14 protein-coding genes are annotated in these 14,841 nt (G+C 60.1%); 11 read left to right on the forward strand and 3 right to left on the reverse strand.

Annotated elements, in window-relative coordinates; translation table 11 throughout:
- Positions 1 to 89 precede the first annotated feature (89 nt).
- The 6 genes from secE to UL81_RS11440 all read left to right on the forward strand — a co-directional run bounded on the left by secE (position 90) and on the right by UL81_RS11440 (position 3,814).
- Positions 90 to 404: a preprotein translocase subunit SecE gene (secE, locus tag UL81_RS01550; RefSeq protein ID WP_035106491.1), complete on the forward strand. Its 315-nt coding sequence runs from the start codon at positions 90 to 92 to the stop codon at positions 402 to 404.
- Positions 405 to 525: 121 nt separating this feature from the next.
- Complete coding sequence (gene nusG, locus UL81_RS01555; protein ID WP_035106492.1) at positions 526 to 1,413, forward strand: transcription termination/antitermination protein NusG; 888 nt, start codon at positions 526 to 528, stop codon at positions 1,411 to 1,413.
- 207 nt (positions 1,414 to 1,620) lie between these two features.
- The gene (gene rplK / locus UL81_RS01560; protein ID WP_035106494.1) at positions 1,621 to 2,064 is read left to right on the forward strand and encodes a 50S ribosomal protein L11; all 444 of its coding nucleotides are present in this window, start codon (positions 1,621 to 1,623) and stop codon (positions 2,062 to 2,064) included.
- 90 nt (positions 2,065 to 2,154) lie between these two features.
- Positions 2,155 to 2,859 carry a 50S ribosomal protein L1 gene (rplA, locus tag UL81_RS01565; RefSeq protein ID WP_035106496.1) on the forward strand — a complete coding sequence of 235 codons (705 nt, stop codon included), beginning with the start codon at positions 2,155 to 2,157 and terminating at the stop codon, positions 2,857 to 2,859.
- 69 nt (positions 2,860 to 2,928) lie between these two features.
- A complete protein-coding gene (locus tag UL81_RS01570) occupies positions 2,929 to 3,411 on the forward strand; it encodes a DUF1990 domain-containing protein (RefSeq protein WP_035106497.1) in 483 nt (160 codons plus the stop codon).
- Between the two features lie 34 nt (positions 3,412 to 3,445).
- Positions 3,446 to 3,814, forward strand: a complete 369-nt coding sequence (locus UL81_RS11440) for a hypothetical protein (RefSeq protein WP_052097775.1) — start codon at positions 3,446 to 3,448, stop codon at positions 3,812 to 3,814.
- Here UL81_RS11440 and UL81_RS01580 read toward each other — a convergent pair whose 3' ends face one another.
- From UL81_RS01580 to UL81_RS01590, 3 genes are read right to left on the reverse strand one after another with little or no spacing between them, the layout of a single operon-like run.
- Positions 3,815 to 5,203 carry a type III PLP-dependent enzyme domain-containing protein gene (locus UL81_RS01580; RefSeq protein ID WP_035106498.1) on the reverse strand — a complete coding sequence of 463 codons (1,389 nt, stop codon included), beginning with the start codon at positions 5,201 to 5,203 and terminating at the stop codon, positions 3,815 to 3,817.
- The gene (locus tag UL81_RS01585) at positions 5,200 to 6,501 is read right to left on the reverse strand and encodes an FAD/NAD(P)-binding protein (RefSeq protein ID WP_035106499.1); all 1,302 of its coding nucleotides are present in this window, start codon (positions 6,499 to 6,501) and stop codon (positions 5,200 to 5,202) included. The genes UL81_RS01580 and UL81_RS01585 overlap by 4 nt, the downstream gene beginning before the upstream one ends.
- Positions 6,494 to 7,504 carry a pyridoxal-phosphate dependent enzyme gene (locus tag UL81_RS01590; protein ID WP_046453178.1) on the reverse strand — a complete coding sequence of 337 codons (1,011 nt, stop codon included), beginning with the start codon at positions 7,502 to 7,504 and terminating at the stop codon, positions 6,494 to 6,496. The genes UL81_RS01585 and UL81_RS01590 overlap by 8 nt, the downstream gene beginning before the upstream one ends.
- Before the next feature lie 231 nt (positions 7,505 to 7,735).
- Between UL81_RS01590 and UL81_RS01595 the strand changes: the two genes are divergently transcribed.
- From UL81_RS01595 to rpoB, 5 genes are all read left to right on the forward strand, one after another.
- A complete protein-coding gene (locus UL81_RS01595; protein ID WP_035106501.1) occupies positions 7,736 to 8,185 on the forward strand; it encodes a DUF2231 domain-containing protein in 450 nt (149 codons plus the stop codon).
- A gap of 306 nt (positions 8,186 to 8,491) precedes the next feature.
- Entirely contained in the window at positions 8,492 to 9,013 is a 522-nt protein-coding gene (rplJ, locus tag UL81_RS01600; RefSeq protein ID WP_035106502.1) for a 50S ribosomal protein L10, read from the forward strand.
- Between the two features lie 85 nt (positions 9,014 to 9,098).
- Complete coding sequence (rplL, locus tag UL81_RS01605; protein ID WP_035106998.1) at positions 9,099 to 9,485, forward strand: 50S ribosomal protein L7/L12; 387 nt, start codon at positions 9,099 to 9,101, stop codon at positions 9,483 to 9,485.
- A gap of 378 nt (positions 9,486 to 9,863) precedes the next feature.
- Positions 9,864 to 10,880, forward strand: coding sequence for a DUF3068 domain-containing protein (locus UL81_RS01610; protein WP_046453179.1), 1,017 nt, complete (start codon positions 9,864 to 9,866; stop codon positions 10,878 to 10,880).
- A gap of 352 nt (positions 10,881 to 11,232) precedes the next feature.
- Positions 11,233 to 14,727 (forward strand): DNA-directed RNA polymerase subunit beta, encoded by a 3,495-nt coding sequence (gene rpoB / locus UL81_RS01615; RefSeq protein ID WP_046453180.1) that lies wholly within the window; start codon positions 11,233 to 11,235, stop codon positions 14,725 to 14,727.
- Positions 14,728 to 14,841: the final 114 nt, after the last annotated feature.

The following is a 14,841-nucleotide window of genomic DNA, read 5'->3' on the forward strand; positions in this document are numbered from 1 at the left end:
TTTTGTTTGTCTTGACCTTTGCTAGAGTTGTCAAAGTTAAGCAGGCTTATATGGCCTTCAGCGTTCAGTCTCCAAGGAGGACAACCGCCGTGAGCGATGAACAGGCAGGCGCACCGCGTCCTACTGGTAAGCGCCAGCTTTCGGGAGCTGCGGATACCACCACGTCGCAGGCCTACGAGGCGAAGCGCGATACCCGCGCACAATCCGAGGAGAGCCCCGGCGGCGGCGTAGGCGCCTTCCCGGGTGAGGTCGCCACCGAGATGAAGAAGGTGGTCTGGCCAACTCCGAAGGAGATGGTGCAGTACACCCTGGTGACCTTCGCATTCCTGATCATCATGACCGCCCTGGTATGGGGCGTCGACACGCTGGTCGGCCTGGGAGTTGAGCAGGTGCTCACTCCTTAGTAGGATACAAACCTATAAGTCTTTCATCCCGCCGGTTTCCGCACAGGAAACGGCGGGATACTTTTTGCCTTAGGCTGGCGGGTAAACACCCGACGAGCCCCACGAGAAGATGGAGTAAACCATGAGCGACGAGAAGAACGTCGAAACCGTAGAGACTTCGGTGGAGGCCGAGCTGATCGGCAGCGTCCAGGACCAGGCCGCAGAAGCCGTAGCCGACGCCGAAGGCGATGCTGCCCAGACCGCGGCGGATGAGTCCGCAGCAGAGGATGCCGAGGACGTACCGGCAGAGGCTGCCGCAGAAGAAGCCCCGGCAAACCCGGAAGAGGCTCTGGCAGCTGCTGAAGAGACTGACCCGGATGCGGAGTACCGCAAGCGTCTGCGCGAGTACGTGCGTGAGCTGAAGAAGCTGCCGGGCCAGTGGTACATCATTCAGTGCTACTCCGGTTACGAGAACAAGGTGAAGACCAACCTGGACATGCGTGCCCAGACCCTCGAGGTGGAAGACTCCATCTTCGACGTGGTCGTTCCGATTGAGCAGGTTCTCGAGGCCAACAAGGACGGCAAGAAGAAGCTCGTCAAGAAGAAGCTGCTGCCGGGCTACGTCCTGGTGCGCATGGAGCTTAACGATGCCGCATGGTCCGTCGTCCGCGATACCCCAGGCGTGACCTCGTTCGTGGGCAACGAGGGTAATGCAACCCCGGTGAAGATTCGCGACGTCGCCAAGTTCCTGCTCCCGAACGACACCGCTGCCTCCAAGGGCGAGGCTGCCGCCAACAAGGACGAAGGCGAGCAGGTTGTCTCCATGCCGGAGAAGGAGCTGAAGAAGGCTTACGCACACGACTACGAGGTCGGCGAGGCTGTCACCATCCTGTCCGGCCCGCTGGCATCGGTGTCCGCTACTATTTCCGAAATCGACCCGGAAACCGGCAAGATGCAGGGCCTGGTGTCCATCTTCGGCCGCGAGACCCCGGTGGAGCTGTCCCCGACCGAGATCGAGCGCATTTCCTAAGGCATTTTTCCAACACACGCTGCGAATTTGCCGCGGCGTGAGGATTTGGATCTAAGGCGCACGGTGTTCTAGACTGGAACGCCGTGCGCCTTTTTCGTGCACACATGTACAAACGTAAATCCCCCGGTGGCCTGCAACAGGGCATCCGGACGGGCACTGTTATTCATCGTGGCAGTGACCCGGTACCACAGGAATTGAGGTAATTCGATGGCTCCGAAGAAGAAGGTAACTGGCTTCATCAAGCTGCAGATCGAGGCAGGCGCTGCTAACCCGGCACCTCCGGTTGGCCCGGCACTGGGTGCCCACGGCGTCAACATCATGGAATTCTGCAAGGCTTACAACGCCGCTACCGAAAACCAGCGCGGCAACGTCGTGCCGGTTGAGATCACCGTTTACGAGGATCGCTCCTTCGATTTCAAGCTGAAGACTCCGCCGGCTGCCAAGCTGCTGCTGAAGGCCGCTGGTATCCAGAAGGGCTCCGGCGTCCCGCACACCGACAAGGTCGGCTCCGTGACCTGGGATCAGTGCAAGGAGATTGCACAGACCAAGTTCGAGGACCTCAACGCTCGTGACATCGACAACGGCGCCCGCGCTATCGCTGGTACCGCTCGCTCCATGGGCATCACCGTTGAAGGTATCCCGGCTAAGTAAAATTACATCGCTCCAGGGATAATCCCTGGCGCGTGGTAGGGCCCGCTTCGGCCCGATTGACCACACCAATTCGAGTAAAGGAATTGCATAATGAGCACCAAGTCTAAGGCTTACAAGGCCGCTGCTGAGCTGGTGGACAAGTCCCGCCAGTACCGCCCGATCGAGGCCGTCAAGCTGGCCAAGGAGACCTCCTCCAAGAACTTCGACGCCACCGTTGACGTCGTCTTCCGCCTGGGCGTTGACCCGCGCAAGGCTGACCAGCTGGTTCGCGGCACCGTCTCCCTGCCGAACGGCACCGGTAAGGACGTTCGCGTTGCTGTCTTCGCTGAGGGCGAGAAGGCTACCGCTGCTAAGGAAGCTGGCGCAGACATCGCTGGCACCGAGGAGCTGCTCGAGGCTATCAACGCTGGCAACATCGACTTCGACGTTGCTATCGCTACCCCGGACCAGATGGCTAAGGTCGGCCGCGTTGCTCGCGTCCTGGGCCCGCGTGGTCTGATGCCGAACCCGAAGACCGGCACCGTCACCGCTGACGTTGCTAAGGCTATCGGCGAGGTCAAGGGCGGCAAGATCTCCTTCCGCGTTGACAAGGCTGCTAACCTGCACGCCATCATCGGCAAGGCTTCCTTCGACGCTGAGAAGCTGGCTGAGAATTACGGCGCACTCATGGACGAGATCCAGCGCCTGAAGCCGGCATCCGCAAAGGGCGTTTACATCAAGCGCGCTACCATCTCCACCACCTCCGGCCCGGGCATCCCGGTCGACGGTTCGGTGCAGAAGAACTACCTGGACTAATTACATCCAGCGCTAACCCATCCTGCGGGGTGGGTTTTCGGCGTTTTATGCCCGCTACAATTTTGGGCTATGTGCCTTACTTATCCTGCGCATCTGCGCGGTGCGAGCCTGAAGCTTTCCGATGCCCCCTTGAAAACCTGGCAGCACACCAACGAATCCCTGCTCCTGGGACATGGCAAGGCAACTTTTGAGGCGGCAGCCGATAACCTCTTCAGCTTCCGCGCCCACGCCCGCGCTGGAGTGGAGGTCAGCCCGCACCCACAGCGTGAGGATGCTGTCATGCTGCGCTTTGGTCCGACGCTTTCGCCGTGTCTTATCCTGCAACGCGAGCGCACCAACAACCGTGCGGTGCTCGTTTACGGCACCCTGCCCGGCCACGTTGAGTGCGGGGAAGAGGCCTTCATCGTTGAGCTTCACGATGACGGCCGCGTCATGGGTAAGTGCTGCGCCTTCTCCCGTCACGCCTGGTGGCCAGCAAAACTAGCCCCCTGGGCAGCCCGCCGGGTGCAGCTGCACATCACCAGAAAGTATCTCGAAGGCATGCGCCCGTAGTTATACTGGCTCCCATCAAGTCCAAGGAGCCGACATGAAGACAACCAAGACGCTCGCTAGCGCACTGCTCTCCCTAGCGCTGCCTTTCGGTCTGGCAGCTTGCGGGGAAGACGCGGAAGAGACCGCCGCACCAGCGCCGTCGCCAGCCGCTACTGGCGACGTTGCTGCCGACGACGAGGGTCGGGATGATATCGGTACATTTACCGTTCAATGCGAAGTCTTAGAAGGCGACAAAGCCGTCGGATACGTGAGCGGTAACAGCGCACAGAACCACGAGGAAGCCGAAGACATCGCCGAGGAATTCCTCTCCCTCTTCGGACCAGATGCCGAGATGCAGGAGTGCGAACCCCAAGATGAGTATCAGTCCCTGGGTGCGTACACCCTAGACCACGAACCGCTCTAACTAACGAACATCGATGGCGTCGAGTACCCATTCCTGCGCCGAATTCCGACGGATATTCTTCGCCAACGGAATCTGATGCGAGGCCGATTCCAGGATGTGCATGAAGTAGCCCGCGGTATTCGGAATGGCAATCGTATCGCCGACCGCGACGCCGTCCGGGAAATCGAGCTTGCGACGCAAAATGACCTCATCTTCGATGCAGTAGGCACCGACCATGAAACCGGTGCGCGGCTCACGTTCCACATCACCTGCGGTCGGCACGAGCGCAGGGTCCAGCAGCAAGTCATCCGCTGCAGTGCGGCATTGCGTGCGATTCATCGCCACACCAATCAACGGCAGCCCGTCGGAGCGTGACTTAAGGAAAGACACCTCGGTCAGGATTATGCCGCAGCCATCGAGCAGGCTGCGCCCAGGTTCCAGGTGCAGCGCAATATCGCGCTGCCTGAGCGCTTCCTTGGTGGTGCCGTGCTCGGGAGTATCGCCATCGAGAAGCTGGCCCAACCACTCACCGCGCGTCGGAGTCTGCCAGAAGGGATAGGTATTGCTCAGTGGGTCAGACTTCCACGTAAACGGTTCACCGGTGCCGTCACGCTGTGCTTGGATGCGCTTTTGGTAGTGCTCCCACTGCGCGGGATCTTCCAGGTAACTCATCGGCACACCACCGCCGATATCAATGAACTTCGTCGGCTGGCCCTGCGCACGCAGGTGGTCGACCAAGGAAATTGCTTCGCCCAGTGCTAGACGACGATCCGCTTCCGCATAACCGTGCAAATGCACATGCACGCCCACAGCCTCAACACCTTCTGGCCACTGCGCGTCCTTCCACTGACCGAGCAGCTCACCAAAACGCGTAGGCGGCAGCTTTGATGGATCGGGGGCTAGTCGCGGCGCGAGGCGGGCGCGCGACGGCATGCCGTCGCGCAGGGAGGAGGAATTCAAGCGCCCAATGCGTTCTAGCTCCGCGCGGGAATCACACGAAATCACCACGCCGGCGTCCAATGCGATGCGAAGGAGTTCGTCGGTTTTGATGGCAGCGCTGACGATGATGCGCTCGGGTTCCACGCCGGCATCGAGGACCTGGAGAAGCTCGTCGCGGCTCGCGACATCAATGCCATGTCCTGCGGTGCGTGCAGCATCAACGAAGGTCAGTGCCTTGTTTGCTTTGCGAGCAAAGAAGACTTTGGTGTTGACGCCGCGGGAGGTGCCGGCATCGATAAGCTCTGCGGCGTTACGCGGCAGCGGTGAGGCATCCAGGACGTTAACTGGGGAGCCGAACTCCTGGGTGAGCGCGCGGACCTGCTCTGGATTGCTGAGTAGCTCTTGCATCCAGGGCTCCCAGCGCGCGGCGAGAGGAACGGTTCCGTGAATCGGCAAAATCTTGTCGGTCATGGGTTGGCTACTTTCTCCGCCCACTGCGGGATTTGGTCGTGGTCTTTTCTGCTGAGCGAGTCATGCCCGGGCAGTTCGATTTCGTTCATGCGGCCAATAGCGACGGTACCGGGCACGTCCTGAAATGGTGCGGGTTTGCCTTGCGGGGCGATGGTGGCATCGATAAGCAGGTCAATCTCCGGGGCGCTGTTGTCGCCGCTCTGCCACGCTTCGATGGTCTCAGGCGAGGTGAAGTAGTCGAGTTGGATGGTGCCGGCGTCGATAAATTCCAGCATCCTGCGTGCCGTGACTGGTGGTGGTCCGAAGGCGACGCGTTCCAGCGTGCGGGAAAGCTCGCGGAAACCTGGCACGATGCCGTGGTCGACGTGGCGTTGCACGAAGTTGGAGAACAGCCCGCGGAAAGCCGCGCCGATGGCTGCGGCGGGATTGAGTGGGGCAGTGCCTTCGGCAATCTGGAGGGAATGCCGTAGTTCGCCGACACTATCGCCGGAGAAGTCGCTGCCATCGAGGACGGCGCTCAGGTCGTCGGTGTGGAAGTCACCGAGGGTGAGTGCGGCATCGATAAGCACTGCTCGCAGCTCGGCATCGTTGACGGCGTTGTAGGCGCGCTCGTGCAGTTCCTCCGAGAACTCCGGGCCAGGTCGCGCGGGGTCGGGTTTGACCTCCATGAAGCGGCCGCTGCGGGTAACGGGGTAGATAACCTCGGCGGTTTCGCCGTAGCGCAAGCAGACATCGATGAAGGTCAGCGAGGCGCCGCGCACGCCGATGCGGCGGGGATTACGCGGCAGGTGCGCGCCGAAATAAAGACCGGTGACGGGCACTTCGCTGGGCTCGCGATGCAATGCGCCGGGGTGGTCATGGTCGTGACCGGTGCACAGCAGGACGTGGTCGAAGGGCTGGTCATCGACGAGGAATTCGTCGTTCTCGCGGGTAACTGTAGCGACGGTGCGGGGCAGGTGGCGCACGCTGATGCTATCTGGGGCGCGCTGGATGGCGGCGTGCCAGCTATCGATGAGGAACTCGCCAACCTGTGCGCGCGGCGGGAAGGGATCGGTGCTGTCGATGCCCTGGTCGCGCCGCCAGTCGTTGAAGCTGCCCAGGTGAGTCTTCACGATGCTGCTGGCGACGTTGAGGCGCCAACAGTGCGGCTGGTCAGGGCGATATACTGCGCCCGCCCCGGCGGGGTAGGGGTCGAAGACGGTGATATCCACCGGGCGAGTGGCGCGATTGATGAGTTCTTCGACGGCCCAGAGGCCGCGTGGACCACCGCCAATAATCGCTATGCGGGTGTTAGTCATGAGAGGGATTTTCTAGTCGGGCGTGCAGCTCATCCTGGTCAATAGGGAAGTGTTCGGTGACCCAGTCGTCGTTGTAGATGGTGTTGAGGTAGGGCTGGCCGGCATCGTGAAGCACGGCGACGACCTGGGCACCTTCGGGAAGTTCAGGGGCCATGCGCTGGAAGGCAGCGATGACGGCGCCACCGGATGCACCGGGCAATAGGCCCTCGGTGCGGGCGAGGCGGCGGGCGGCGATGACGGCGTCGAGGTCCGGTACGCGCTCGATGCCGTCGGGTTCGAATTGGGTGGACAGATCGGTGACCACACCAGCGCCATAACCAGGCAGGAGGCGAGTGCCGCGGGTGCCGCCGAAGAGGACGGAGCCTTCCGCATCCACGCCGATGGTTTTCGTATGGGCGTCGACGCTGTCCAGCTTGCGGACGCATCCACCCAGCGTGCCGGTCGTACTCATGGCAACTAACAGGTGGGAGGGAGCGAAGCCGAGCTGCTCCAGAATCTCGGTCATCGTGCCCTCGGAATGGGCCTGGAATGCGGCCTGGTTGGAGTACTGATCCAGGTTGTGGGAGTTGGGGATGGCATCGAGAAGCTCTTGCACGCGGGAGCGGCGAGCCGTGAGCCAATCGCCGGTCTCAGGATCCGGGTGGTCGAGCATTTCGACCTCGGCACCGTAGGCACGCATGGTCGCGACGGTGGACTCGTTCACGCGCGGGTCAACGACGCAGTGAAAGTGCATGCCGTGCAGCGGGGCCAGTCGGGCAAGTGCCATGCCCAAATTGCCTGACGATGACTCAATCAAAGTCGATCCCGATTCGATGTCACCGTTGGCGATGGCATCTTCTAACAGGGCACGGGCGGTGCGGTCTTTTGCAGAACCGCCAAGGTTGAACTGCTCGAGTTTGACGTAAAAGGAAAGGTCATCGCGGGGATTAATCGCATCCAGACGCATGAGCGGAGTATTGCCGATGGGTGGATTATCCCGGTCGAAGATACGCTGCGTAGTCATTAGTCCAATAGTAGCGATTTATGTGCCGGCCTGCGTGAAAAAGCCAATTTTGGGGTGGACAAATGCCCGCAATGAGCTGGCAAATAACCCAGGTTGGCTGGGTGGGGATCACTAGTTTCTTGGACACTAGCCGTTAGGTTGCTGTGAGGATGGAAAAAGACCAGGTCGGGTGGTGATTAGGCAAGGATGTACTTCGTTTAACAGCGCAAATGCGAGGCGCATACTTCAAGAATGTTCACAACGATTGCTGGCATTCCAGCCCACCCCATGTTCGTCCACTTCGCAGTTGCCTTTGCTCCAGTAGCTGCCCTTCTCATCATCTGGTGGGCACTGCGCTCCACCTCCCGGGGCTTCCAGATCCTCACCGCAGTCAGTGGCGTCATCGGCTTCATTGCCACCATTGTCTCCCGCAGTAGTGGCGAGGAGCTGTTGGCGATGCAAGGGCTCAGTGAGTCCAGCCCGGGTCCGCTGGCCGACCACTTGCTCTATGCCAACTTCATGCTCGGCGGCGAGCTGGTCATGCTCGGTGCTTTCTTTGGCGACATGCTGCTGCGCAGGTTCGTCGATAACCGTGCACTGTGCATCATCTTGCGAGTACTCGGCGTGATTGGCGCACTGGTGGTCATCGTATTTACGGTGCTCACCGGCCATGCTGGTGCCGTACAAGCTTGGAGTAACTAAGTTGCTCGGCAAGCGTTTTGGCGTATGTGGAAGTGCAGTGTAGGGTAACTAGCGAAGTTTGAACGGTCAGCCCGGCTGGCCGAGCTCAAGTTTCACCGAAGACCGTCGGTCATTCAGGTCAACGCCTGAATCGAAGGTCCCCGTAATGGGGCGGCCCACGCAGGAGACGCTTGTTGCACCTTAATCTTTGAAAAGATTTGTGCGCCTCGTGCTCTTGCACGGGGCTTTTGTTGTTTGCGCATCGTGGATGCCAAGACAAGCCCCGCGGAATCATTTAGAGATGTTTTGGAAGGAGGCGAGAATCACATGGCAAACCCAAAGAACACTGCAGACCTTGCAGCACTGAAGGAAAAGCTGGCTGACGCCAACTCTGTCGTTCTGACCGAGTACCGTGGCCTGACTGTTGCTCAGCTGCAGGAACTGCGTAACGAGCTGGGTTTCGATGTTGATTACTCCGTCGCCAAGAACACCCTCTTCAAGATCGCTGCCGCGGAAGCTGGCATCGAAGGTCTTGACGAGCAGCTGACTGGCCCGACCGCAATTGCGTTCATCAAGGGCGAGGCAGTGGATGCAGCAAAGGTCATCAAGAAGTTCGCTGATGACAATGACGCATTCGTCGTCAAGGGTGGCTACATGGACGGCGGCGCACTGACCGCTGAACAGGTTGAAGCCATCGCCAAGCTGGACAACCGCGAGACCACTCTCGCGAAGCTGGCTGGTGCCATGAAGGGTTCTATGGCAAAGGCTGCGGCTGTATTCAACGCCCCTGCTACCAAGATGGTCCGCACCGCTGTTGCGCTGCAGGACAAGAAGGAAGCAGAAGCTTAATTTCGCGTAAACCCAGACGGGTTGCGCCCACACACAAACCAACAACTTGGAACCGCAAAGGTTCCGCACAGAAAGGATGGCCATCATGGCTAAGCTCACCAAGGACGAGCTCATTGAAGCTTTCAAGGAAATGACCCTCATCGAGCTCTCTGAGTTCGTTAAGGAATTCGAAGAGGTCTTCGACGTTGAGGCTGCTGCTCCGGTTGCTGCCGTTGCTGCTGGCGCTCCGGCTGAGGGCGGCGCTGCTGAGGAAGAGAAGACCGAGTTCGACGTCGTTCTGACCGACGCTGGCGCTAAGAAGATCGGCGTCATCAAGGCTGTCCGCGAGATCGTCTCCGGCCTGGGTCTGAAGGAAGCTAAGGAACTGGTTGAGTCCGCTCCTAAGGCTATCGTCGAGGGCGCATCCAAGGATGACGCTGAGGCTGCTAAGACCAAGCTGGAAGAGGCTGGCGCTTCCGTCGAGCTCAAGTAATTTCACTTGGACTTCAAATCCCGCTCACCGTTTCGGTGCAGCGGGATTTTCCCGTTTTCGGGTTCGAATGTACATGTCTGATGTAGCAGACATATTCATCCAATGGTCTCGGGGATTAGGTGTGGGGTTCTGGAGTCATTTTGGCGCTGATTCGGCCGAATTTTGGCTTCGATTCGGTGGGGTAGTCGGGTTGTATGAGTGGGCATCGATAAGCATGGTGCGTTAGTGCTGGTCAGAGTGATGTCTTCTGGTCGGAGTGGTGTGGGTTTCCAGGTGTGGGGATGTGCAGGAGGGGTGTGAGCTGCGGCCGTAACACTGCAGTACGCGCGGGGCGGTGGCTGCAGGTTTGGAAGGATTCGGGCTGTAGAATAAGGCCTCATGTTGCCCAAGTCCCGTATTTTCTCTGTGCTCCTGCTCGGCCTCGGTGTTGCCTTGGTGGCTGCAGGTATCGTGGCGCCGGCTTTTCTGAACTACAACGCGCGTATGCCGTTGGATTTGGAGAAGTCGACGTGGACGCTGCACGACGAGTCGGGGCACGCGCGCATTTTGAGTGAGGAAGGTGAGGAGCCTTATGAGGGCCCGCTGACTTATCAGCTGCACATGGATGTCCAGAATCCGGCGGATGAGGACAATGCGACTATTCGTGTGGGTGAGTCGACGATGCGCGGACAGGGCGAGGGACTGGAGGATTTGGCTTCGGCAAAGGTGTGGACCTATTCCATGGATCGTCTGACCGGTGAGGCGGTCACGCCGGCGAATTTGAGCCACACGATTGCCAGCCCGAGCGATGAAGTCCCGATTGAGGGCTACTGGATGAAGTTCCCGGCCGATGCCGAGCAGACCACGTACCCGGTCTTTGACCCGACGCTGCGCCAGGCGCGCGATGCGGTCTTCCAGGAAGAAATGGACATCGAGGGCCGTACGGTCTACCGCTACCACCAGGAAATTGAGCCGGTGAACGTGGCGACGTTGTACTCCGCGCTGGGTACGACGACGCAGCTGGAAGGCGAAGAAGAAGGCGAGACCGAGCAGGGCTATCTGTACCACTCGGGCACGCGTGACTACTTCGTGGACCAGGAGACCGGCATGATTGTCGGTCTAGAGGTCGCGATTGATGATTACTACGGTGACCGGGCGGGCGTCGGAAAGGAGCGTGCTTTCGTCTTTGAGGGTGCCACCAGTGAGGAAGAGCGCGCGGAGCTGCTGGCGCAGGCCGATGAATTCCACAATCCAGTAGCGGCAAATATTGCACGCTGGGTCGCGATTATCGTCGGCGCCATCCTGATTCTGATTGGTTTGCTGGGTGCATTTGGAGCTTTTGGTGGCAAGAAGTCCCAGGGTAAGCGCCCTAAGGGCTCCCATCGTAAGGGAAATAGTGTGCCTGTGAGCAAATAGGCACGCGTCCACTTGCGGAATATCGCGAGGATGATGGTAGGCTGCCCTTGGAACAAAGCGCTGGGGAAGCGCTTTGCGGAACCACGTAGATGATTCCCCCGAAATGCGCTGCAACACCAGGGGTGGGTTGCGCGCACCTTTACATGCCAGCTGGTTTAGTATAGGCTGTTTCTTTGCGCTGGAATCTGGATCTTCGGTGCACATTTAGCCTTTCGAGTAGGTGATGGCAAAACCTCACTTGACAAGGTGATTTTGTGCTTTCTGAACCCAGGTATTCCACAGCAGACCGAATGCTAAAATTACCAGCGGTTTTGCGCCTCGTCGGCCAGGGCGAGGAAGCAATCCGCGTGAGGTGCTGGAAGGACCCATCTTGGCAGTCTCCCGCCAGACCAAGTCAGTGGCCAATATCCCTGGAGCCCCGAAGCGATACTCGTTCGCGAAGATTAGCGAGCCTATCGCTCTACCGGGCCTCCTCGATCTACAACTTGACTCTTTTTCGTGGCTCGTCGGCACGCCGGAGTGGCGTGAAAAGCAGCAGGCCGAGCGCGGCGAAGACGCGCGCGTAACCAGCGGCCTCGAGGACATCCTCGAAGAGCTGTCGCCGATTCAGGACTACTCGGGCAACATGTCATTGTCCCTGTCCGAGCCGCGCTTTGAGCCGACCAAGAACACGGTCGACGAGTGCAAGGAAAAGGACATTAACTACTCCGCGCCGTTGTACGTGACGGCGGAGTTCATTAACAACGACACCAAGGAGATTAAGTCCCAGACCGTCTTCATTGGCGATTTCCCGCTGATGACGGACAAGGGCACGTTCATCGTGAACGGCACCGAGCGTGTCGTCGTGTCCCAGCTGGTGCGCTCCCCGGGTGTGTACTTCGACCAGACCATCGACAAGTCCACGGAGCGCCCGCTGCACTCCGTGAAGGTGATTCCGTCGCGTGGTGCATGGTTGGAGTTTGACGTCGATAAGCGCGACACCGTGGGTGTCCGTATCGACCGCAAGCGTCGTCAGCCAGTGACCGTGCTGCTGAAGGCACTGGGCTGGTCCGAGGAGAAGATCCGTGAGCGTTTCGGCTTCTCCGAGCTGATGATGTCCACCCTGGAGTCCGACGGTGTGTCGAACACCGACGAGGCACTGCTGGAGATTTACCGCAAGCAGCGCCCAGGCGAGCAGCCGACCCGCGAGCTCGCACAGTCCCTGCTGGACAACTCCTTCTTCCGCGCAAAGCGCTACGACCTGGCTAAGGTCGGCCGTTACAAGGTCAACCGCAAGCTGGGCCTGGGCGGCGATCACGATGGTCTGATGACCCTGACCGAGGAAGACATTGCCGTCACCCTCGAGTACCTGGTGCGTCTGCACGTCGGTGAGCGCGAGATGCAGGCTCCGAACGGTGAGACCATTTCCATCAACACCGACGACATCGACCACTTCGGTAACCGTCGTCTGCGCACCGTGGGCGAGCTGATCCAGAACCAGGTGCGCGTCGGCCTGTCCCGCATGGAGCGCGTGGTTCGTGAGCGCATGACCACTCAGGACGCTGAGTCGATTACCCCGACCTCCCTGATTAACGTGCGCCCGGTTTCTGCTGCCATCCGCGAGTTCTTCGGTACCTCGCAGCTGTCGCAGTTTATGGACCACAACAACTCCCTGTCGGGCCTGACCCACAAGCGCCGCCTGTCCGCGCTGGGCCCGGGTGGTCTGACCCGTGACCGCGCCGGCATTGAGGTCCGCGACGTTCACGCTTCCCACTACGGCCGTATGTGCCCGATTGAGACCCCTGAGGGTCCGAACATTGGCCTGATCGGCTCCCTGGCCTCCTACGCACGCGTGAACTCCTTCGGCTTCATCGAGACCCCGTACCGCAAGGTTGTCGACGGTAAGGTCACCGACCAGGTCGAGTACCTGACCGCTGATGAAGAGGATCGCTTCGCAATTGCGCAGGCTGAGGTCGAGCAGGACGCTGAGGGCAACATCATCGGCGACCGCATCGAGGTCCGTCTGAAGGACGGCGACATCGGCGTGACCGAGGCTTCCGGCGTGGACTACGTCGACGTCTCCCCGCGCCAGATGGTCTCTGTGGCAACCGCCATGATTCCGTTCCTGGAGCACGACGATGCTAACCGTGCACTGATGGGTGCCAACATGCAGCGTCAGGCTGTCCCGCTGGTTCGCTCCGAGGCTCCTTTCGTGGGCACCGGTATGGAGCAGCGCGCTGCTTACGACGCAGGCGACCTGGTCATCACCCCGAAGGCTGGTGTCGTGGAAAACGTCACCGCTGACCTCATCACCATCATGGACGACGAGGGCCAGCGCGATACCTACATGCTGCGCAAGTTCGAGCGCACCAACCAGGGCACCAACTACAACCAGACCCCACTGGTGTCCATTGGTGACCGTGTTGAAGCAGGCCAGGTGCTTGCCGATGGCCCGGGTACCCACAACGGCGAAATGTCGCTGGGCCGCAACCTGCTGGTTGCGTTCATGCCGTGGGAAGGCCACAACTACGAGGACGCCATCATCCTCAACCAGCGCATTGTGGAAGAGGACATTCTGACCTCTGTCCACATCGAGGAGCACGAGATTGATGCTCGTGACACCAAGCTGGGCCCGGAGGAGATCACCCGCGAGATCCCGAACGTCTCCGAAGATGTCCTGTCTGACCTGGATGAGCGCGGCATCGTGCGCATCGGTGCAGATGTTCGCCCGGGCGACATCCTGGTCGGTAAGGTCACCCCGAAGGGCGAGACCGAGCTGACTCCGGAAGAGCGCCTGCTGCGCGCCATCTTTGGTGAGAAGGCTCGCGAGGTCCGCGATACCTCCATGAAGGTTCCGCACGGTGAGGTCGGCAAGGTCATTGGCGTTGCCCGCTTCTCCCGCGAGGAAGACGACGATCTGGCACCTGGTGTCAACGAGATGATTCGTGTCTACGTTGCCCAGAAACGCAAGATCCAGGACGGCGACAAGCTGGCAGGTCGCCACGGCAACAAGGGTGTTGTCGGCAAGATCCTGCCGCCTGAGGACATGCCGTTCATGGAGGATGGCACCCCGGTCGACATCATCTTGAACACCCACGGTGTGCCGCGTCGTATGAACATCGGCCAGGTGCTCGAGGTTCACCTTGGCTGGCTGGCTCACGCTGGCTGGAAGGTCGACGTGGACGATCCGGCTAACGAAGAGCTGCTCAAGACCCTGCCGGAAGAGCTTTACGATGTCCCAGCGGACTCGCTGACCGCCACCCCGGTCTTCGACGGTGCCTCCAACGAAGAGGTCGGCCGCCTGCTGGCTTCCTCCCGCCCGAACCGCGACGGCGACGTGCTGGTCGACGGCGACGGCAAGGCAAAGCTTTTCGATGGTCGCTCCGGCGAGCCGTACATGTACCCAGTTTCGGTTGGCTACATGTACATGCTGAAGCTGCACCACCTGGTCGACGAGAAGATTCACGCCCGTTCCACCGGCCCTTACTCCATGATTACCCAGCAGCCGCTGGGTGGTAAGGCCCAGTTCGGTGGCCAGCGCTTCGGCGAGATGGAGGTGTGGGCAATGCAGGCTTACGGCGCTGCCTACACCCTGCAGGAGCTGCTGACCATCAAGTCCGATGACGTGGTTGGTCGTGTGAAGGTCTACGAGGCAATCGTCAAGGGCGACAACATCCCGGATCCGGGCATTCCGGAGTCCTTCAAGGTGTTGCTCAAGGAGCTGCAGTCGCTGTGCCTGAACGTGGAGGTTCTCTCCACCGACGGCACTCCGATGGAGCTGTCCGGTTCCGATGAGGACGACATGGACAGCCCGTCGCTGGGCATTAACCTGTCCCGCGACGAGGGTTCCTCGGCTGACATCGCCTAGTACCGCGAAATGACATTTCGGTCCCCGCCGGCCCTACCGGCTGGCGGCGGGCGTTAACCGTATAAATCTTAAAAGCCATCAATTCCTCGTATTCGAGGATGAAAGGGAGAATTT

Origin of the sequence: Corynebacterium camporealensis (genome assembly GCF_000980815.1) — a bacterium.
Classification (GTDB): Bacteria; Actinomycetota; Actinomycetes; order Mycobacteriales; family Mycobacteriaceae; genus Corynebacterium; species Corynebacterium camporealense.

Bases quoted from the DNA above. Each gene is read 5' to 3' on its own strand.
- UL81_RS11440 (WP_052097775.1), top strand. From the start codon at position 3,446: ATGAAGACAACCAAGACGCTCGCTAGCGCACTGCTCTCCCTAGCGCTG.
- UL81_RS01610 (WP_046453179.1), top strand. From the start codon at position 9,864: ATGTTGCCCAAGTCCCGTATTTTCTCTGTGCTCCTGCTCGGCCTCGGT.
- rplA (WP_035106496.1), top strand. From the start codon at position 2,155: ATGAGCACCAAGTCTAAGGCTTACAAGGCCGCTGCTGAGCTGGTGGAC.
- rplL (WP_035106998.1), top strand. From the start codon at position 9,099: ATGGCTAAGCTCACCAAGGACGAGCTCATTGAAGCTTTCAAGGAAATG.
- UL81_RS01595 (WP_035106501.1), top strand. From the start codon at position 7,736: ATGTTCACAACGATTGCTGGCATTCCAGCCCACCCCATGTTCGTCCAC.
- UL81_RS01580 (WP_035106498.1), bottom strand. From the start codon at position 5,203: ATGACCGACAAGATTTTGCCGATTCACGGAACCGTTCCTCTCGCCGCG.
- UL81_RS01590 (WP_046453178.1), bottom strand. From the start codon at position 7,504: ATGACTACGCAGCGTATCTTCGACCGGGATAATCCACCCATCGGCAAT.
- nusG (WP_035106492.1), top strand. From the start codon at position 526: ATGAGCGACGAGAAGAACGTCGAAACCGTAGAGACTTCGGTGGAGGCC.
- rplJ (WP_035106502.1), top strand. From the start codon at position 8,492: ATGGCAAACCCAAAGAACACTGCAGACCTTGCAGCACTGAAGGAAAAG.
- UL81_RS01570 (WP_035106497.1), top strand. From the start codon at position 2,929: ATGTGCCTTACTTATCCTGCGCATCTGCGCGGTGCGAGCCTGAAGCTT.
- rplK (WP_035106494.1), top strand. From the start codon at position 1,621: ATGGCTCCGAAGAAGAAGGTAACTGGCTTCATCAAGCTGCAGATCGAG.
- UL81_RS01585 (WP_035106499.1), bottom strand. From the start codon at position 6,501: ATGACTAACACCCGCATAGCGATTATTGGCGGTGGTCCACGCGGCCTC.